We start from the raw sequence: 16,490 nt of genomic DNA on the forward strand, positions 1-16,490 counted from the left end.
CGACCCCTGATCGCTTGAACGCAGGCCCAGGAGACCATCACCCCATGACCCGCACGCTCGCCGCCGCATCGGCCGCCGTCCTGTCGCTGACCCTCGCAGCCGGGGCCGCCGCAGCCCAGGACTTCCGCGCCCTGGCGCAACAGGACCTTCAGGCCGCCCATGACGCCCTGGCCGCGAACCATCCGGCCGCCGTCGTCCCCGGCCCCGCCGGCGAGACCTTCCGCGCCTGGATCGACGCGGGCCTGCAGGACGCGCAGGGCCGCATCGGCCGCGTCAGCAGCGGCGACAGCCACGCCTATCTGATGGGCTACTACGCCAACGGATTCCGCGATTCGAACATCGCCATTCGCCCGACCTACGAAGGTCTGGGGCCGTACTTCGCCATCGGCTGGCCGGGCGTGACGACCGCCTGGCGCAACGGCGAGTATGTGGTGTCCTATGTGAAGCCCGGCGTGCGCAACCTGCCGCCCGTGGGGGCGACGCTGGTCAGCTGCGGCGACAAGAGCGCCGCCGATCTGGCCGCCGACCGTCTGGACCGATGGGAAGGCGACCTGACGACCGAGGCGGACAAGGTGCGGACCGCCCCCTATCTGCTGTGGAACCGCAACAACCCCTTCGCCGGCGGGGTGCCTTCGCTGTGCACCTTCAAGGTCGGCCGCCGCGACCGCGAGTTCCAGATGCAGCCCCAGCCGGCCGACGCCGCCAGCCTGGAAGCCGCCTATCGCGCCACGGTCTATATGCCGCCGGCCAGTCCGCTGTCGGTCGAAACGGTGGACGGCCGCCCTTGGGTCCACGTCCACAGCTTTGACGACAACGCCGACTGGGACGCCTTCAACGCCGTCGTCGAGGCCCAGGTCGCGGCCATTCGCGGGGCCAAGGGCGTGGTCATCGACCTGCGCGGGGCCCACGGCGCCTCGATCAACGCCACGGCGCGCGGCTATGGTCTGGCCAACCGCATCTGGACGCCCGAGTTCACGGTCAGCCGTCAGCCGGAGGCCGGGTCCATCACTTATCGCGCCACGCCCGGCAATCGCCAATGGTACGCCGAGGCCCTGGGCCGGATGCAGGCCGATCCGCGCTTCGTGCAGGAATCGGGCGCGGTGATCGAACAGACCCAAGCCCTGATCGCCGCCTTCGATTCGGCCATCGCGGCCGGTCAGCAGACCTTCACCATGCCGGGTCGCCCGTCGGTTCCCGACACCGGCGCGGCCAATCCGGTCGCGGGCCAGGTGGTGGTCCTGGTGGACGGCGGCTGCAGCGGCGGCTGCCTGGACACGCTGGACCTGCTGACGCGCCTGCCGAACGTGCGCCTGGCCGGTTCGACCACGGCCGAGGATTCGATCTTCATCGAGCCCACGGTCATGCGCCTGCCGTCCAACTATGCCGAGCTGAGCTATGGTCACAAGGCGTGGACGACGCGGACGCGCGGCAACGACGCCCCTTATGTCCCGTCGCAGGGCCTGGCCTACACGGGCGATCCGACGAACGAGACGGCCGTGCGCGCCTGGGTCGGAACCCTGTTCCAGTAAGACGGATCCAGCAAGACAGCTCCAGCAACACGGGCGGTCTTCGCCTGAACAGGGCCGGGCAGGGGGTGGAACCTCGGCCCGGCCCTTCCCATTTGAGGTCCATGACAGACCTTGCTCCCGACATGCTGCGCTCTTCGTCCGGTTTCGACCTGACGCAGCCCGATCCGAACGAACGCGCCCGGCTGGAGGCGGACCTGGACGCCGAGGAGAAGCGCGTCCTGCTGTCGCATGGCACCGAGGCGCCTTTCTGCGGCACGCTGCTGGGGGAAAAGCGCGAGGGCGTCTTCTGCTGCCGCGAGTGCGGCCTGCCCCTCTTCCGAAGCGCCGCCAAGTTCGAGAGCGGCACGGGCTGGCCTAGCTTCACCCAGCCGGTGGACGAGGCCCATGTGCGCAAGGTGCGCGACACCAGCTATGGCATGGTGCGAGTCGAGACCCTGTGCGCCCGCTGCGGCAGCCACCAGGGCCACGTCTTTCCCGACGGGCCGCCGCCGACCCGCGACCGCTACTGCATCAACTCTATCGCCCTGAGTTTCGTGCCGAAGGGCCAGCCGCTGCCCGACCCGCTGGGCCGGGGCGACGGTCTGGCCTGACCATTTGGCCTGACCTTGGCCGCATTCGCCGTGCTAGGGTGCGGCTGAAGGGAGACTGTTCATGTCGATCGCCGTGCTTTTAAGCGTTATGGCCCTGGTCGATCCCGACGGCGTGGTGACGACGGCGCCGGCCAATTCGTCGGGCGTCGCGGCGGCCATGGCCGCGCCCCAGCCGGCGGTCGAAGCGCCCGCGCCCACCGCCCAGGACGCCGCCCCGCACGGCATGACCACCGAACAGCAGATCCAGACCTGGATCGCCTCGCGCACGCCGGGCGAATCGTTCGAGCAGGCGGTCGCGTCCGCCCCGGCCGACGATCGCCAAATGCATGGCATGGTCGAGGCGGGCCTCGGCACCGGCGGCTATCGCAGCTATGGCGCGGCGTTGTCCCTGCCGATCGGCGAGAACGGGCGGCTGAACCTGGCCTATCGCGAAGGCAAGAACGACTATTGGCTGACGCCCGGCTACGCCTATCCGCGCTACGGCTTCGGCGGCTATCGCGGCGCCGATTCGTTGAGCCGGTCGATGTCGGTCGGCTTCGACTGGAGCAAGGACGGCGCGCGCGACTGAATTCTCGCAGCGCTCTTGAGGCGACCAGACTGCGTTAACGTCATAAAGTCGTAATGATCGTCTGGGGACGAGAAGATGTTGATGGCCGTCGCCGTCGGAGAAGCCGTCTATTGGGCCCATCGCTTCCGCCGGGCCCTGATCCTGTCGCCGCTGGTCGGCCTGGGCGTGGCCGTGGGCGCTCAGCTGATCCACAGCTGGTCCCATGTCGAAGCCATGTTGCTGCACCTGATCTGACATGGCCGACGCGGACTGCGGTGTCCCCGGTTGGGGAATGAGTCTTTGCGATTTCGGGATCTCAGATGGTGCCGCCGGGGGGAATCGAACCCACGACCTCAGCCTTACCAAGGATGCGCTCTACCACTGAGCTACGGCGGCCCCGACTGAGGAAGCGGCCGTATAGCCAAACCCTTCCGACGTGGGAAGCCCGATTTTGATCCACCGAAAGAAAGTTTGGACATGGCCGCCGATCACGCCATGATCCCGGCATGACTCGCGCTCCCCACGACGCCGATCCATCCGCCGCTCCCGCCGTCGCGCCGCCGGAGGCCGCGCCCAGCGACGCCGCGCGGGCCAAGGCCGAGAAGGCGATGCGGCTGGCTTCGGCGCTTCGGGCCAATCTGCGACGGCGCAAGACGCCTGCGCGCACGCCGGCCGCGCCGAAAGATAGCAACTGAAGTTCATCGCCGTGCGGCCGCTGCGCCCTTTGGCAAGCGGCGGCCGGCTTGCTAGAGAACGATCCCCCACGGCGTCGCCCTGGGGCGCGCTTAAGGACGTCTATGGATAGTATCGCCATTCAGGGCGGCGCTCAGCTGCATGGGGACATTCCCGTCAGCGGCGCCAAGAATTCCGCCATCAAGCTGATGGCCGCCTCGATTCTGACGGATCAGCCCCTGCGGCTGACCAATATGCCGCGGCTGGCCGACACCCGTTTCCTGGGCCAGCTGTTGCGGCAGTTCGGGATCGAGGTGACGGAAAGCGACGGGGCGGACGGCCAGGAAAGCCTGTTCAACGCCAAGACCCTGACATCGACCTTCGCGCCCTATGACCTGGTGCGGCAGATGCGGGCCTCGTTCAACGTGCTGGGGCCGCTGCTGACGCGGACGGGGGAGGCCAAGGTCTCTCTGCCCGGCGGCTGCACGATCGGGGCGCGGCCGGTCGATCTGCATCTGCAGGCGCTGACGGCGCTGGGGGCCGAGATCGAGCTGGAAGAGGGCTATGTCACCGCGCGCGCGTCCAAGGGGCTGCGGGGCGCCGAGATCGAGTTTCCTTTCGTCTCCGTCGGGGCGACCGAGCACGCGCTTCTGGCCGCCGTGCTGGCGCAGGGGACGACGGTGCTGCGCCGCGCCGCGCGCGAGCCGGAAATCGGCGACCTGGCGCGCTGTCTGACCGCCATGGGGGCGAAGATCGACGGGATCGACACCGATGTCCTGACGATCACGGGCGTGTCGTCCCTGAACGGAACGACCTGGTCGGTGATTCCCGACCGGATCGAAATGGGCTCCTACGCCGTCGCCGCCGCCATGGCGGGGGGCGAGGTGCGGCTGACCAAGGCGCGGGCCGAGCTGATCGATTCGCTGACCGACCGGATGATCGCGGCCGGCGTCGAGGTGACGCCCACCGAAGACGGCGTGCGGATCAGGCGCGATCCCAGGCAGCGGCTGAAGGCCGTGGACGTGGAGACGGCCATCTATCCGGGCTTCGCCACCGACCTGCAGGCGCAGTTCATGGCTTTGATGACCACGGCCGAGGGCGTCAGCACGGTGCGCGAGACGATCTTCGAAAACCGCTTCATGCATGTGCCGGAACTGGCGCGGCTGGGCGCCGATATCTCGGTTCACGCCGGGGAGGCCCATGTGACCGGCGTGCCGGTGCTGCACGGCGCCCAGGTGATGGCGACCGATCTGCGCGCCTCCATGTGTCTGGTCATCGCCGGCCTTGTCGCGGAGGGGGAAACCACGGTCGGTCGCGTCTATCATCTGGATCGCGGTTTCGAGCGTTTGGAGGAGAAGCTCGGCGCGTGCGGAGCGTCCATCCGCCGCATAAAGGGAACAGGTGATGAGCACTGAGATCGACGGAGTCGTTTCCGAAACCAAGGCGCCGGTCGAGCCGCTGCGTCTTCTGGCCGAGGACGCCGACGATCTTCAGATCATTTCGGCCGCGCTGCAGGACGCGATCCTGCGGCCGGTCGACGTCGTCTGGGCCAAGCAGGCCCGGACGCTGACCATCGCCTTCAGCCGCTTCTGCTGGGAATGCGGGGGAACGCGGGTGATGTCCGCCATGCAGTTCGGCGACGTTCTGGCGGTCAAGAGCCGGCGGCTGCCGCGCAATCCGGACGCCTCGCTGGAACTGCTGGCGCTGGACTTCATGCCGACCGAGGCGCCGGGCGGCCGCGTGATCCTGATGTTCGCCGGCGGCGGGGATTTGCGGATCGACGTCGAATGCCTGGACGCGGTGGTCGCGGACATCTCCGAACGGTGGCCTGCGCGGGTCGCCCCGACCCATCTGGACGACGCGCTGAACGACGCTGGAGACGCGGCATGAGCGGACCTCACAGGCTGGCCTCGGTCGAGTTGGACGCCGCGACCCTGCCCGCCGCGACGGCCGAGATCGAACATGAGCGGCGGGTCGCCATCTTCGACCTGATCGAAAAAAACAGTTTCCAACCCGTGGGCGCCGAGGGCGGGCCGTATCAGCTGAAGTTGTCGCTGCAGGACAACCGGCTGGTGTTCGATCTGACGGGGGCGGACTTCGCGCGCACCTACGCTATCAGCCTGACGCCGCTGAAGCGGGTGGTGAAGGATTATCTGTTGATCTGCGACAGCTATTACGAGGCGCTGCGCGGATCGTCGGCCAGCCAGATCGAGTCGGTCGACATGGGCCGGCGCGGCCTGCACAACGAGGGCGCCGAACAGCTGGCGGCCCGGCTGGACGGCAAGATCGTCGTGGATCACGAGACGGCGCGTCGGCTGTTCACCCTGCTGTGCGCCCTCTACCGTCGCGGCTGACCTCGACTATCTCTGCTTTTTCGGGCAATAGGCCCGTCCATTCCGCTCCACGCAGCCGCCCGGCGTGGAGCCGAACGCATTTCAGACGGGCGTGAGAGGCCGCATGGCTAAGGAAGAACTGCTCGAGTTTCCCGGCACTGTCAGCGAACTGCTGCCTAACGCCACTTTTCGCGTGACGCTCGAGAACGACCACGAGATCATCGCCCACACCGCCGGCAAGATGCGCAAGAACCGCATCCGCGTCCTGGCTGGGGACAAGGTGCTGGTCGAGATGACGCCCTATGACCTGACCAAGGGCCGCATCACCTATCGCTTCAAGTAAGGAGCGGCCGGCTTGGCCTCTCCGGACCTGGTGCTGGCTTCGGCCAGCCCGCGCCGCATCGAACTGCTGGCGCAGGTCGGCATCACGCCCGACCACATCGACCCCGCCGATATCGACGAGACGCCGCTGAAGGGTGAGACGCCGCCGCGTCTGGCCGCCCGGCTGGCGATCACCAAGGCCCAGGTCGTCGCCGCGCGCCGGCCCGAGGCGGTGGTCGTCGCCGCCGACACGGTCGTTGCCGTGGGCCGACGCTTTCTGGAAAAGGCCGCGGACGAGGCCGAGGCGACGCGGTTCCTGAAACTGTTGTCCGGGCGCAATCACCGCGTCTTCACCGGCGTGGCCGTGGTGCGGGACGGGCAGGTGTCGTCGCGCGTCAACGAGACCCGCGTGACCTTCAAACCGCTGTCCCAGGCCGAGATCGCCGCCTATGTCGCCGGGGGCGACTGGCGAGGCAAGGCGGGTGGATACGGCATTCAGGGTCCGGCGGGCGCCTTCATCCAGAGAATCGTGGGCAGCCATTCCTCGGTGATGGGCCTGCCGCTTTATGAAGCCGTCCAACTGCTGCGCGGCGTCGGCTGGCGCACATGAGCGCGGTCGAGGTCTTCCTCGACGAGACGCCGGGCGAGACGCGCGGCGTCGTCCTGCGCGACGGGCGCTGCACCCATCTTCTGATCCAGCGCGAAGACGACCCGGCGGAGACGCGGCTGGGGGCGCGGTCGATCGGCCGGGTGGTGGAAATCAATCCGGGCCTGCGCGGCGCCTTCGTCGATCTGGGCGGGGCCACGCCGGGCTTTCTGCCCCTGAAGCGCCAGGACCGCCCGATCCGGGGCGAACGCCTGGAGGTGGCGGTCGTCGCCGAGCCGCGCCGGGGCAAGGGCGCGACCCTTCGTCGCCTGGGGTCGGGGGAGGGGCCGCCGCGCCTGCTTCAGGCCGCGCCCGACGTCGCGGAACGGTTGCGGGTCCTCGCGCCTGACGTGGAATCAATCACGGACCTGGCGGCCATCGACGCGGGGATCGAGGCGGAGGAGGAGGCCCTGAGCGCCACCCACGTCTTTATGTCGCACGGAATCGATCTGGCGCTGGAGCGGACCCGCGCCCTGGCGGCGGTCGACATCGACTACGCCGCCTCGGGCGGACGCGATCCGAAACAGGGGCGCGCGGCGGCGAACCGCGAAGGTCTGCGTCAGGCCGCGCGTCTGATCGGCCTGAAGCGCTGGGGCGGGCTGGTGGTGATCGACCTTGTCGGGGACGGGCAGGAGGCCGAGGCGCAGATGAAGGCGGCGCGGGCGGCGTTCGCCCATGAACCGCAGGCGGTGTTCGGCCCGGTCAGCCGGTTCGGTCTGATGCAGTTGTCGCTGCCGTGGCGCGAGGCCCCCATAGAAGAGGTGTTGCGCGGCGCCGACGGGGCGGCGACGGTCCAGACCCGCGCCCTGGCCCTGGTGCGGGCGTTGCGGCGACAGATGCTGTCCGACACGCGCGCCCCCCGGCTGGTGGCGTATTGCCATCCCGAAGAGGCCCGTGTCGCCGCGCCTCTGGCCGCCCGCCTTGGGCCGCGCGCCGCAGTCCAGGTCGATCCCGCCGCCCCGGCCGGGCGTGGCCGCATCCAGGAGCCCTGACCGTTGAGCCTGTGCCCCATCTGCCGCAAGGCCGAGCCGGATCCCCGGTATAAGCCCTTCTGCTCGCGCCGCTGTTCGGATGTCGATCTGCAGCGCTGGTTCACCGGCGCCTACGCCATTCCCGCCGCCCTCGACGAGGCGGCCGAAGAAGAGGGCGAAAAGGACTGAAACGGCGCTGGACAGGCGGAAACGGCTCGCCTATAGACCCGCCTCTCGCGACGCCGCGTCGGCGCCTGGATAGCTCAGTTGGTAGAGCAGCGGATTGAAAATCCGCGTGTCGGTGGTTCGAATCCGCCTCCAGGCACCATTCCCTGACAATCTTGCCGGCGTTCGACCTCCCCCAGACGTTTCGACCCTGTGACGTGTGCGTTCGGCAATCGCTTTGCGCTGTTCGGCGATTGCCGCGCACGAATCTGCTCTAGCGATCAGCCTTCGAACAAGTTTGCGCTAATTGGTGGATAAACATCATGAAAATGTCGCGTTTCGCCGGTCGTATGCCTGTGTCCGGCAAGACTTCCCTTTAACCGTTCCAGGTTGGGTGAAATCGGGCCTTACGCCCTTGACGCTCCGGTAAGGGTTCGTCAAAGGGGTTGGGACGCCCTCTCCCGAGGGGGTTAATGCGAGCGGCGAGGGGGTTTCCCTTCGACCATTCCGTCATCGGAGGCGGTTCGGGCGACCGGATACGTCTCCACCAAGAATTCGACGGTGGCGTGATCCCGAGTGGACGCGGCGCGTCGAAGGAAACATTTCAGGTTGGGGGGCGGCTCTTTGACACGGCCGCGCCTTTGGTTCCACGAGTCAGACCAAGCAGGAACTGGCGAACTATGCTGAACAGCAAAAAGACGAACATCCTTCTCGCCATGGCCGGCGCCGCCGTGCTGATGGCGAGCTCGCCGGTTCTGGCGCAGGCCCCGGCCGAGCCCACCCCGGCCACGGCTCCGGCTGCGGCGGCGGCGCCCACCAGCGTCAACGAAGCCGTTGGCGGCCACCACAGCAGCGGCATCACGCCGATCTCCATGTTCATGGAAGCCACCGTGGTCGTTAAGGTCGTGATGGCCGGCTTGCTGCTCGCCTCGATCTTCTCCTGGACCCTGCTGCTCATCAAGCTGTTCGAGTTCGGCTCTCTGAACCGCAAGACCGACGCTTTCCTGGAAAACTTCCGCGGCGCTCGCACCATCGCCGACATGCGCGCCGTGGCGACGCAGGAGGAGTTCGACGGCAATCCGCTGGCCGACATGGCCGCCGCCGCCACCGAAGAAATCGAAATGTCGCGTCAAGCCGGCCTTTCGGTCACGGGCGACCACCTGGACAACGCCATGGCCCGCGCCACCGCCGCCGTCTCCGCCGTTCAGTCCGGCCTGGCCAAGCGCCTGTCGGGCGGCCAGCAGTTCCTGGCTTCGGTCGGTTCGATCGGCCCGTTCGTCGGTCTGTTCGGCACCGTGTACGGCATCATGAACTCCTTCATCGGTATCGCGGAATCGAATACGACCAACCTGGCCGTCGTCGCCCCGGGTATCGCTGAAGCCCTGCTGGCCACCGGCATCGGTCTGGCCGCCGCTATCCCGTCCGTGGTGTTCTACAACTACTTCAACACCCGCATCGCCGGTTACGGCACCCGCGCCGACGGCTTCGCCGCCGAACTGCTGAACGGCATCTCGCGTCAGCTCGACAAGGGGGCGTAAGACGGATGGCCGCCAAGCTCAACACAGGCGGCGCTGGCAACGTGGTCGAAGCGAACAGTGACATCAACGTCACCCCGTTCGTGGACATCATGCTCGTCCTCCTCATCATCTTCATGGTGGCGGCGCCGCTCGCCTCCGTGTCGGTGCCCGTGGAGTTGCCAATCGCCGTCGCCAAGGCGGCCCCGAACCCGCCCAAGCCGGTCTATATCTCGATCCAGAACGACGGTTCCGTCTATGTGGGCGATTTCGTGACCAGCATCGGCAGCCTGGGAGAGGATCTGACCAAACAGATCGGCTCCCGGAACCCTGCCGACGAGCGGATTTTCATTCGGGCCGACCAGAACACTCGCTACGGCGACTTCATGCAGGTCATGAACGCCCTGCAGGATAACGGCTTCTACAGCGTTGCACTGGTCGGTGAAGACCAGGCGACGCAATAGGACGCGGAGATAGTATGACAGACGTCGAATATCATCGCAGTCGTTACGACGTACCCAAGGCCAAGGGGTTCATGGGGGTGTCGTACCCTGTGCTCACGGTCTGCTTGCTGATCGTCACCATCATGTTCGCCCTGCTGCTGTTTTTCCTGCAGCAGTCGAAGTTCAAGTTGAAGGAATTCAACTACGTCGACGATAAGGTCGATGTGGAGTTGGTCGAGCCGGTTCCGCCGCCTCCGCCGCCTCCGCCTCCGCCCCCGCCGCCGACGGACCAGCCTCCGCCGCCGAAGCTTCAGGTGCGCGTGCCGGCTCCGGTTCCGAACATCGTTCCGCCTCCGCCGGTGAACATCACGCCGACGAAGAAGGAAGATCGGGTCGAGTACACGGGTCCGCCCGTCGTCGTCCCCGGACCGCCGCCGCCGCCCGCGCCTCCGGCTCCGGCCCGGCCTGCCGTCACCACCTCGGTGGCCTGGGCTCGCCAACCTCAACCCGAGTTTCCTGCGCGTGCGCAGGAGCGGGGCATCGAGCAAGGTACGGTCGTTCTGCTGTGCTCGGTCCAGGCGAACGGTTCGGCGACGAACTGCAGCGTGGTCTCCGAGACGCCGTCGGGCGCCGGTTTCGGACGCGAAGCGCTTTCGGCCATGCGGTCGGCGCGATTCTCGCCCGGTACGGTCGATGGTGTGGCCCAGGGCGGCCAGGCGCGCTTTACGGTTCGCTTCCGCCTTCAGTAGGCCGACGCCTCAATCTGACAGACGCCCCGGAGAGCGATCTCCGGGGCGTTTTTCTTTGGGCCGGGCGGTGCAAAGGCGACAAACCCGCTTGATCGGATACGTCAGGCTGGGTAGAGAACGCGCCTCGCGATGCGCGGGCCGCCTTAGCTCAGTTGGTTAGAGCGCCGGTTTGTGGAACCGGAGGTCCTCAGTTCAAGCCTGAGAGGCGGTACCATCGTAATGACGCCGGCGATCTTGCGGCGTCCGGGCGCTGCGCCCATCTCCTGACTGTCGGCAGGATCGCCGATTCCCCACATCGACAGGGAGAGCGCCTCATGAAGACGCGCAAACTGGGCCGCGACGGCCCTGAGGTTTCGGCCATCGGCCTGGGCTGCATGGGTATGAGCGCCTTCTACGGCGCGGCCGACGAGGCCCAGTCCATCGCCGTCATCCACCGCGCCCTGGACTTGGGCGTCACCCTGTTCGACACGGCCGAGATGTACGGGCCGCACACAAACGAGGTGCTGGTCGGCAAGGCGCTGAACGACCGGCGCGACCAAGCCTTCATCGCCACCAAGTTCGGCATCAACCGCCAACCCGACGGATCGGCCATCACCGACGGCTCACCCGCCAATGTGCGGCGCGCGGTGGAAGGCAGCCTGAGCCGTCTGGGCGTCGATCATATCGACCTCTATTACCAGCACCGCATCGACCCCAATACGCCGATCGAGGAGACGGTCGGGGCCATGGCCGAACTGGTCAAGGAAGGCAAGGTGCGCTTCCTGGGCCTGTCGGAGGCCGCGCCCGAGACGTTGCGCCGGGCCCAGGCGACCCATCCGATCACGGCCCTGCAGACGGAATACTCCCTGTGGAGCCGCGACCCGGAAGACGAACTGCTGGATGTGGTGCGCGAACTGGGAATCGGCTTCGTGCCCTATAGTCCGCTGGGCCGGGGCTTCCTGTCGGGCGAGATCAAGTCGATCAACGATCTGGCGCCCGACGATTTCCGGCGCACCAATCCGCGCTTCGCCGGCGACAACTTCCAGAAGAACCTGGACCTGGTGGATGCCGTGGGCGTCATCGCCGCCGACAAGGGCGTGACGGCCGCACAGCTGGCCCTGGCCTGGGTGCTGGCGCAGGGCGACGATCTGGTCCCCATCCCCGGCACGCGCCGGATCGCGACCCTGGAGCAGAACGTGGCGGCGGCGGACCTCGTTCTGACGCCGGAAGACCTGGCGCGGATCGAGGCGGTCTTCCCGCGCGGGGCGACGTCGGGCGAGCGCTATGCGCCCGGCGGCATGAGTTCGCTGAACCGCTGATCATCCCCTGCCCGAATGACAAAAGGCCCGGCCGGAGCGATCCGACCGGGCCTTTCTGTTTCGACGCCGAAGACGACCTACTGGATGCGGGTCCAGGTCTGGGTCTTGCACAGGGGGGCGACGATGCAGCCGCGCAGACGCAGGCTGTTGTCGTTGGTCATGGTGATGGTCCCGCGATAGGTGCCGCCGTCCGCCGGATTATAGACCGAGCCGTTGCGCCATTCGGTCGGTCCGCCGGTGAAGCCGGTCAGCATGGGCAGGTTGCGAAGGGTCCGGCCGCGCAGTTCGGCGTTGCGGTTCCGCTCGTCGCGCACATTGGGATCGCGGCGGATGTGGTCCGACGTGACCAGCACGCCGCACAGGGCCTGGCCGCAGCGGCTGATGCGGACCTGGCCGCCGTTGGTCGGGGTCTGCCACAGGCCGGTCGGGTCGCCGGCCAGGGCGGGAGAGGCCAGGCCGGCCGCCAGGGCCGCCGCCGCCAGCATGATCTTGATCTTCATGGTCGCTTCCTCTGCTCGAACGCATCCGGGCGTCCGTTGATCGCAGGGTGATCCGGCTTTCGGTTGAAAACAAGGCCGCCGCGATCACCATATCGCAATGAAAACCGGCCCTTAGGGAAGCTTTCGACCCCTCGCCGCAGCGTGTGTCAGCCTGCGATCAGGGCCAGCCATTCGTCCTCGGTCAAGACCTGGACGCCGTGCTTTTCCGCCTCCTTCAGCTTCGACCCCGCGCCGGGACCGGCGACCAGATAGTCGGTCTTCTTGGACACCGATCCCGAGACCTTGGCGCCCAGGCTCTCGGCGCGGGCCTTGGCCTCGTCGCGCGTGAAGCGTTCCAGGGCGCCGGTGAAGACGACGGTCTTGCCGGCCACGGGGGTGTCGGACTTGGGGCGCTCGGCGTCGAGAACTTCGGTCAATTCGGCCTCCAGAGCCTCTACGACCCTCAGATTGTGCGGCTCGTGGAAGAAGTGGGCCAGGGCCTCGGCGGCGACGGGCCCCACGCCGGTGACGCCCGCGATCTGGTTCAGGATTTCGGACGGGCCTTCCTCGCGCGCCACACGGGCCAGTTCGACCAGACCGGACCAGTCGTCCGCCATCGTCGCCAGGGATCGGCGGGCCGGGGCGGCCATGCCGGGGAAGGCCTGGCCGATCTTCATGTCCAGGGTCGCTTCTGGCCAGGGATCGGCGGCAGGGGGCGACGCCTCGGCCATCAGGGCCAGGACGCGCGGCGATATGGCGTCGGCGCCAGCCAGCCGGGTCCATGCCTCGGACGGAATCCCCGCAGCCGCCTGGAGGCAGGCGGCCTTCAGCGCCGACCAGCTTTCGAAGGCGCGGGCCAGGACGATGGAGGTCTGTTCGCCTATGTCGCGCACGCCCAGGCCGAACAGGAAGCGATCCAGCGGAATGACGCGGCGCGCGTCGATGCCGGCGACCAGGTTGCGGATGCTGGTTTCGCCATAGCCGTCCTCGGTCGCCAGTTCGGCCAGGCGGGCCTCGTGGCGCGCCAGGCGGAAGATGTCGGCCGGCTCCTTGAGCCAGCCGCGGGCATGGAAGGCGATCAACTGTTTCTCGCCCAGACCCTCGATGTCGAAGGCGCGGCGGCCGACGAAATGTTTCAGCCGTTCGACGATCTGGGCGTCGCAGATCAGGCCGCCGGTACAGCGGCGTTTGACCTCGTCGCCTTCGCGCACCGCTTCCGAACCGCAGACGGGGCAATGGTCGGGGAAGACATAGGGCCGGGCGTCGGCGGGACGCAGTTCGGGCACGACGCCCAGGATCTGGGGGATGACGTCCCCGGCGCGTTGCAGGCGGACGGTGTCGCCGATGCGGACGTCCAGACGCGCGATCTCGTCTTCATTGTGCAGGGTAGCGTTTCGGACCACGACTCCGCCGACGGTGACGGGGTGTAGGCGGGCCACCGGGGTCAGGGAGCCGGTGCGGCCGACCTGGATGTCGATGCCCTTCAGCACCGTGGTCGCCTGCTGGGCCGGAAACTTGTGGGCGATGGCCCAGCGGGGGCTTCGGGCGACGAAGCCCAGGCGGCGCTGCCAGTCGATGCGGTCGACCTTATAGACTACGCCGTCGATGTCGTAGCCCAGGGTCGCGCGGTCGTGCTCAAGCTCGCGATAGACCTGGATCAGGCCGTCCGCCCCCTCGACCCGGCGCGAGCGGGCGTTGACGGGAAAGCCCCAGGTCTTGAGCTTTTGCAGGGCCTCCCACTGGGTTTCGGCGAAGTCGGACGAATGCTCGCCCCAGGCGTAGGCGAAGAAGTTCAGCGGTCGCTGGGCGGTGATCCTCGCGTCCTTCTGGCGCAGTGAGCCGGCGGCGAAGTTCCTGGGATTGGCGTAGATGCGACGCCCTTCGGCCTCGGCGGCCGCGTTGAAGGCGGCGAAGGCGTCGTTCGGGGCATAGACCTCGCCCCGGATCTCGATCCGGTCGGGCCAGTCGTCGCCGGCCAGGGCCGGTTTCACATCGTCGATGGCCTTCAGATTGGCGGTCACGTCCTCGCCCGTGCGGCCGTCGCCGCGCGTGGCGCCGATCGTCAGGGCGCCGTCCACATAGAGCAGATTGGCGGACAGGCCGTCGATCTTGGGCTCTGCCACGAAGGCGATGGGCGCGTCGGCCGGCAGTTTCAGGAAGCGCGCGATGCGGGCGACGAAGTCGCGCACCTCGCCCTCGTCGAAGGCGTTGTCCAGCGACAGCATCGGCACGCCGTGGCGCACCTCGGCGAACTGGCTTGAGGCGGCGGCGCCGACCTTGTCGGACGGGGAGTCCGGGCGGATCAGATCGGGAAAGGCCGCCTCCACCGCCGCGTTCCGGGCGCGCAGGGCGTCGTAGTCGGCGTCGGAAATCTCGGGCGCCGCCTCATTGTAGAGGGCGTCGTGACGGGCCATTTCGGCGGCCAGCCAGGCCAGTTCCTGGGCCGCCGTCTCGGCGGTCAGGGCTTCGAGGGGCGGGAAGGGGGGAATCGCGCTGGACATGACGGCTTCTGTTTATCACCGCCGAGGGTCGCGCGCAGGCTGACGTGGGCGCGGCGGGGCGATAGTCTGTGCGGATGACACGAGCGCCCATGATCCGCCCCGCCTTTCGACTGACGCTGAGCGGTTGCATCGCCGCCCTGGCCCTGTCGGCCTGTTCGACGCCTGCGCCCCGGCCGGAGACCCCGACGGCGTCCCCCGTCGCGGTCGATCCGCAGCTGCTGGAGGATGTGCGCCTCCTGTCGGCCGACGACATGCAGGGCCGCGACACAGGCTCGGCCGGGGGACAGAAGGCGCGGGACTATATCGTCGCGCGGCTGGAGGCCATGGGCGTGGCGCCCGCGCCGTTCGGGCGGCTGCAGCGGTTCGAGAGCCAGGGGCGGACACGCGAAGGGATCAAGACCTTCGAGGGTTACAATATCGTGGGTCTGATTCCCGGCCGGCGGGTGGCGGACCGCTACATCGTCGTGACGGCCCATTACGACCACGTCGGGGTCAATGACGGCCAGGTCTATAACGGGGCGGACGACAACGCCTCGGGCGTGGCGACGCTGTTGGCCCTGGCGGCGAAGCTGAAGGCCGACCCGCCCGAACATAGTGTGCTGCTGGTCGCCCTGGACGGGGAGGAGCGGGGCCTGTTGGGTGCGCGCGAGTTCGTGCGGGCGCCGCCCGTGCCGCTGAGCGCCATGGCGCTGAACCTGAACTTCGACATGATCGCGCGGGCCGAGACGGACAATCATCTGTGGGTGACAGGCGCCTATCAGCATCCGACGCTGCGGTCCATTCTGGAGACAGTCACGGCGCCAGGGCCGGTGCGCTTCGCCTTCGGCAAGGACACGCCCCAGGACAAGGGAGAGGACAACTGGGTCGATTCCTCGGACCACGCGGCCTTCCATGAGGCGGGGGTGCCCTTCCTGTATTTCGGCGTCGACTATCACCCCGACTATCACCGGCCGAGCGACGACTTCGAGCGGATCACCCCGACGGTGTTCGCCAGTGCGTCGGACCTAGCGCTGGCGGGATTCCGCGCCCTGGACAGGGCGTTGGACCGTTGAGGCGGGCGCTTCTTGCCGTCGTCGCTGGGATGCTGGTCCTGAGCGGCTGCGACCGGCGCGAAACGCAGGAGACGGCGCCGGCCTCGGCCTTTCGTCACGAACTGAGCGGCGACGTGTCGGGCGAATATCGGCCGGTGGGCGAAGGCGCGGGCCCCTGGCGGGTGGAGTCGCTGTTCGTCGGCCAGGCGTCGGCGTTCCTGACGTGGGAAGCGGGCGGCCGGTCGGCGGCGCCCTTGATACTGACGCTGACGGGGCCGGATGGAACGGTGCGGGTGACGCCCGACGCCTATGTCGTGACGGATGACAGCCTTCGGTTCAGCGGGCGCGCCGCGAACGGGGACAAGGTCACGGTGCAGGCGCGGCTGGATCAGGGAGCGCTGGCGACGGCGCGGCGCAATCTGGGCGATCAGACGCCGGTGATCACGGGCGCGGCGTCCGTGGCCGGGCAGGGCGTCCCCTTCAGCCTGGCCCGATGGGGCGGCGACTGATCAGACGACAGCGCGGGCCAGGAGGTAGGCGGCCAGGGCGACGGCGATCCATAGCACCACGCCCAGGCCGATCAGCAGGGCGGTCGAGGGCCGCTGGCCGCGCCCGGGGTCGTCGCTGGATCGAGGATCGTCGGGGCCGGTCATGTTGCAACTTTAGAGAGCAATTCGGTCTCAAGGCAAGACCGGCTGGAG

General features: G+C 68.1%; 21 protein-coding genes and 3 tRNA genes. 20 read left to right on the forward strand and 4 right to left on the reverse strand.

Annotated features, from left to right (window positions below):
- Positions 1–44 precede the first annotated feature (44 nt).
- From QE389_RS01650 to QE389_RS01665, 4 genes are all read left to right on the forward strand, one after another.
- Complete coding sequence (locus QE389_RS01650; protein WP_307364033.1) at positions 45–1,529, forward strand: hypothetical protein; 1,485 nt, start codon at positions 45–47, stop codon at positions 1,527–1,529.
- A gap of 101 nt (positions 1,530–1,630) precedes the next feature.
- A complete protein-coding gene (msrB, locus tag QE389_RS01655) occupies positions 1,631–2,119 on the forward strand; it encodes a peptide-methionine (R)-S-oxide reductase MsrB (protein ID WP_307364035.1) in 489 nt (162 codons plus the stop codon).
- A 61-nt stretch (positions 2,120–2,180) separates the two neighbouring features.
- A complete protein-coding gene (locus QE389_RS01660; RefSeq protein WP_307364037.1) occupies positions 2,181–2,687 on the forward strand; it encodes a hypothetical protein in 507 nt (168 codons plus the stop codon).
- An 81-nt stretch (positions 2,688–2,768) separates the two neighbouring features.
- A complete protein-coding gene (locus QE389_RS01665; protein WP_307364039.1) occupies positions 2,769–2,921 on the forward strand; it encodes a hypothetical protein in 153 nt (50 codons plus the stop codon).
- A 66-nt stretch (positions 2,922–2,987) separates the two neighbouring features.
- Here the strand turns inward: QE389_RS01665 and QE389_RS01670 are convergent.
- A tRNA-Thr gene (locus QE389_RS01670) sits at positions 2,988–3,062 on the reverse strand.
- A 110-nt stretch (positions 3,063–3,172) separates the two neighbouring features.
- Between QE389_RS01670 and QE389_RS01675 the strand changes: the two genes are divergently transcribed.
- The 14 genes from QE389_RS01675 (at position 3,173) to QE389_RS01740 (ending at position 11,778) form a co-directional block, all read left to right on the forward strand.
- Entirely contained in the window at positions 3,173–3,361 is a 189-nt protein-coding gene (locus QE389_RS01675) for a hypothetical protein (protein WP_307364041.1), read from the forward strand.
- A 102-nt stretch (positions 3,362–3,463) separates the two neighbouring features.
- Positions 3,464–4,753, forward strand: coding sequence for a UDP-N-acetylglucosamine 1-carboxyvinyltransferase (gene murA, locus QE389_RS01680; protein WP_307364043.1), 1,290 nt, complete (start codon positions 3,464–3,466; stop codon positions 4,751–4,753).
- On the forward strand, positions 4,743–5,228 hold the full coding sequence (locus tag QE389_RS01685; protein ID WP_307364045.1) for a DUF2948 family protein: 486 nt from the start codon (positions 4,743–4,745) through the stop codon (positions 5,226–5,228). Before murA ends, QE389_RS01685 begins: the two co-directional genes overlap by 11 nt.
- Complete coding sequence (locus QE389_RS01690) at positions 5,225–5,692, forward strand: UPF0262 family protein (protein ID WP_307364047.1); 468 nt, start codon at positions 5,225–5,227, stop codon at positions 5,690–5,692. The genes QE389_RS01685 and QE389_RS01690 overlap by 4 nt, the downstream gene beginning before the upstream one ends.
- Positions 5,693–5,795: 103 nt before the next feature.
- Positions 5,796–6,014 carry a translation initiation factor IF-1 gene (gene infA / locus QE389_RS01695; protein WP_008261544.1) on the forward strand — a complete coding sequence of 73 codons (219 nt, stop codon included), beginning with the start codon at positions 5,796–5,798 and terminating at the stop codon, positions 6,012–6,014.
- A 12-nt stretch (positions 6,015–6,026) separates the two neighbouring features.
- Positions 6,027–6,602 (forward strand): nucleoside triphosphate pyrophosphatase, encoded by a 576-nt coding sequence (locus tag QE389_RS01700; RefSeq protein ID WP_307364048.1) that lies wholly within the window; start codon positions 6,027–6,029, stop codon positions 6,600–6,602.
- Positions 6,599–7,630: a ribonuclease E/G gene (locus QE389_RS01705; protein WP_307364050.1), complete on the forward strand. Its 1,032-nt coding sequence runs from the start codon at positions 6,599–6,601 to the stop codon at positions 7,628–7,630. Before QE389_RS01700 ends, QE389_RS01705 begins: the two co-directional genes overlap by 4 nt.
- Positions 7,631–7,633: 3 nt before the next feature.
- On the forward strand, positions 7,634–7,798 hold the full coding sequence (locus QE389_RS01710; RefSeq protein ID WP_307364051.1) for a DNA gyrase inhibitor YacG: 165 nt from the start codon (positions 7,634–7,636) through the stop codon (positions 7,796–7,798).
- A gap of 63 nt (positions 7,799–7,861) precedes the next feature.
- Positions 7,862–7,937, forward strand: a tRNA-Phe gene (locus QE389_RS01715).
- A 517-nt stretch (positions 7,938–8,454) separates the two neighbouring features.
- Positions 8,455–9,312 carry a MotA/TolQ/ExbB proton channel family protein gene (locus QE389_RS01720; RefSeq protein WP_307368854.1) on the forward strand — a complete coding sequence of 286 codons (858 nt, stop codon included), beginning with the start codon at positions 8,455–8,457 and terminating at the stop codon, positions 9,310–9,312.
- 5 nt (positions 9,313–9,317) lie between these two features.
- Positions 9,318–9,752, forward strand: coding sequence for a biopolymer transporter ExbD (locus tag QE389_RS01725; RefSeq protein ID WP_307364053.1), 435 nt, complete (start codon positions 9,318–9,320; stop codon positions 9,750–9,752).
- Positions 9,753–9,766: 14 nt separating this feature from the next.
- Complete coding sequence (locus QE389_RS01730) at positions 9,767–10,480, forward strand: energy transducer TonB (RefSeq protein WP_307364055.1); 714 nt, start codon at positions 9,767–9,769, stop codon at positions 10,478–10,480.
- A gap of 137 nt (positions 10,481–10,617) precedes the next feature.
- Positions 10,618–10,694: transfer RNA gene (locus tag QE389_RS01735), tRNA-His, on the forward strand.
- A gap of 100 nt (positions 10,695–10,794) precedes the next feature.
- Positions 10,795–11,778: an aldo/keto reductase gene (locus tag QE389_RS01740; RefSeq protein WP_307364056.1), complete on the forward strand. Its 984-nt coding sequence runs from the start codon at positions 10,795–10,797 to the stop codon at positions 11,776–11,778.
- Between the two features lie 77 nt (positions 11,779–11,855).
- Here QE389_RS01740 and QE389_RS01745 read toward each other — a convergent pair whose 3' ends face one another.
- Together QE389_RS01745 and ligA are read right to left on the reverse strand one after the other, a co-directional pair.
- A complete protein-coding gene (locus QE389_RS01745) occupies positions 11,856–12,278 on the reverse strand; it encodes a DUF2147 domain-containing protein (RefSeq protein ID WP_307364058.1) in 423 nt (140 codons plus the stop codon).
- 146 nt (positions 12,279–12,424) lie between these two features.
- A complete protein-coding gene (gene ligA / locus QE389_RS01750) occupies positions 12,425–14,758 on the reverse strand; it encodes an NAD-dependent DNA ligase LigA (protein WP_307364060.1) in 2,334 nt (777 codons plus the stop codon).
- Positions 14,759–14,847: 89 nt separating this feature from the next.
- On the opposite strand from ligA, the gene QE389_RS01755 reads away from it, so the two are divergent.
- The gene (locus QE389_RS01755; RefSeq protein ID WP_307364061.1) at positions 14,848–15,810 is read left to right on the forward strand and encodes a M28 family peptidase; all 963 of its coding nucleotides are present in this window, start codon (positions 14,848–14,850) and stop codon (positions 15,808–15,810) included.
- A gap of 29 nt (positions 15,811–15,839) precedes the next feature.
- Positions 15,840–16,298, forward strand: a complete 459-nt coding sequence (locus tag QE389_RS01760) for a hypothetical protein (RefSeq protein ID WP_307364063.1) — start codon at positions 15,840–15,842, stop codon at positions 16,296–16,298.
- Here the strand turns inward: QE389_RS01760 and QE389_RS01765 are convergent, their stop codons facing one another.
- Positions 16,299–16,442 carry a hypothetical protein gene (locus QE389_RS01765; RefSeq protein ID WP_307364064.1) on the reverse strand — a complete coding sequence of 48 codons (144 nt, stop codon included), beginning with the start codon at positions 16,440–16,442 and terminating at the stop codon, positions 16,299–16,301. It lies immediately after the preceding gene.
- Between the last annotated feature and the right edge of the window lie 48 nt (positions 16,443–16,490).

The organism is Brevundimonas sp. SORGH_AS_0993, assembly GCF_030818545.1.
Classification (GTDB): domain Bacteria; phylum Pseudomonadota; class Alphaproteobacteria; order Caulobacterales; family Caulobacteraceae; genus Brevundimonas.

Bases quoted from the DNA above. Each gene is read 5' to 3' on its own strand.
- QE389_RS01650 (WP_307364033.1), top strand. From the start codon at position 45: ATGACCCGCACGCTCGCCGCCGCATCGGCCGCCGTCCTGTCGCTGACC.
- msrB (WP_307364035.1), top strand. From the start codon at position 1,631: ATGACAGACCTTGCTCCCGACATGCTGCGCTCTTCGTCCGGTTTCGAC.
- QE389_RS01660 (WP_307364037.1), top strand. From the start codon at position 2,181: ATGTCGATCGCCGTGCTTTTAAGCGTTATGGCCCTGGTCGATCCCGAC.
- QE389_RS01665 (WP_307364039.1), top strand. From the start codon at position 2,769: ATGGCCGTCGCCGTCGGAGAAGCCGTCTATTGGGCCCATCGCTTCCGC.
- QE389_RS01675 (WP_307364041.1), top strand. From the start codon at position 3,173: ATGACTCGCGCTCCCCACGACGCCGATCCATCCGCCGCTCCCGCCGTC.
- murA (WP_307364043.1), top strand. From the start codon at position 3,464: ATGGATAGTATCGCCATTCAGGGCGGCGCTCAGCTGCATGGGGACATT.
- QE389_RS01685 (WP_307364045.1), top strand. From the start codon at position 4,743: ATGAGCACTGAGATCGACGGAGTCGTTTCCGAAACCAAGGCGCCGGTC.
- QE389_RS01690 (WP_307364047.1), top strand. From the start codon at position 5,225: ATGAGCGGACCTCACAGGCTGGCCTCGGTCGAGTTGGACGCCGCGACC.
- infA (WP_008261544.1), top strand. From the start codon at position 5,796: ATGGCTAAGGAAGAACTGCTCGAGTTTCCCGGCACTGTCAGCGAACTG.
- QE389_RS01705 (WP_307364050.1), top strand. From the start codon at position 6,599: ATGAGCGCGGTCGAGGTCTTCCTCGACGAGACGCCGGGCGAGACGCGC.
- QE389_RS01720 (WP_307368854.1), top strand. From the start codon at position 8,455: ATGCTGAACAGCAAAAAGACGAACATCCTTCTCGCCATGGCCGGCGCC.
- QE389_RS01725 (WP_307364053.1), top strand. From the start codon at position 9,318: ATGGCCGCCAAGCTCAACACAGGCGGCGCTGGCAACGTGGTCGAAGCG.
- QE389_RS01730 (WP_307364055.1), top strand. From the start codon at position 9,767: ATGACAGACGTCGAATATCATCGCAGTCGTTACGACGTACCCAAGGCC.
- QE389_RS01740 (WP_307364056.1), top strand. From the start codon at position 10,795: ATGAAGACGCGCAAACTGGGCCGCGACGGCCCTGAGGTTTCGGCCATC.
- QE389_RS01745 (WP_307364058.1), bottom strand. From the start codon at position 12,278: ATGAAGATCAAGATCATGCTGGCGGCGGCGGCCCTGGCGGCCGGCCTG.
- ligA (WP_307364060.1), bottom strand. From the start codon at position 14,758: ATGTCCAGCGCGATTCCCCCCTTCCCGCCCCTCGAAGCCCTGACCGCC.
- QE389_RS01755 (WP_307364061.1), top strand. From the start codon at position 14,848: ATGATCCGCCCCGCCTTTCGACTGACGCTGAGCGGTTGCATCGCCGCC.
- QE389_RS01760 (WP_307364063.1), top strand. From the start codon at position 15,840: ATGCTGGTCCTGAGCGGCTGCGACCGGCGCGAAACGCAGGAGACGGCG.
- QE389_RS01765 (WP_307364064.1), bottom strand. From the start codon at position 16,442: ATGACCGGCCCCGACGATCCTCGATCCAGCGACGACCCCGGGCGCGGC.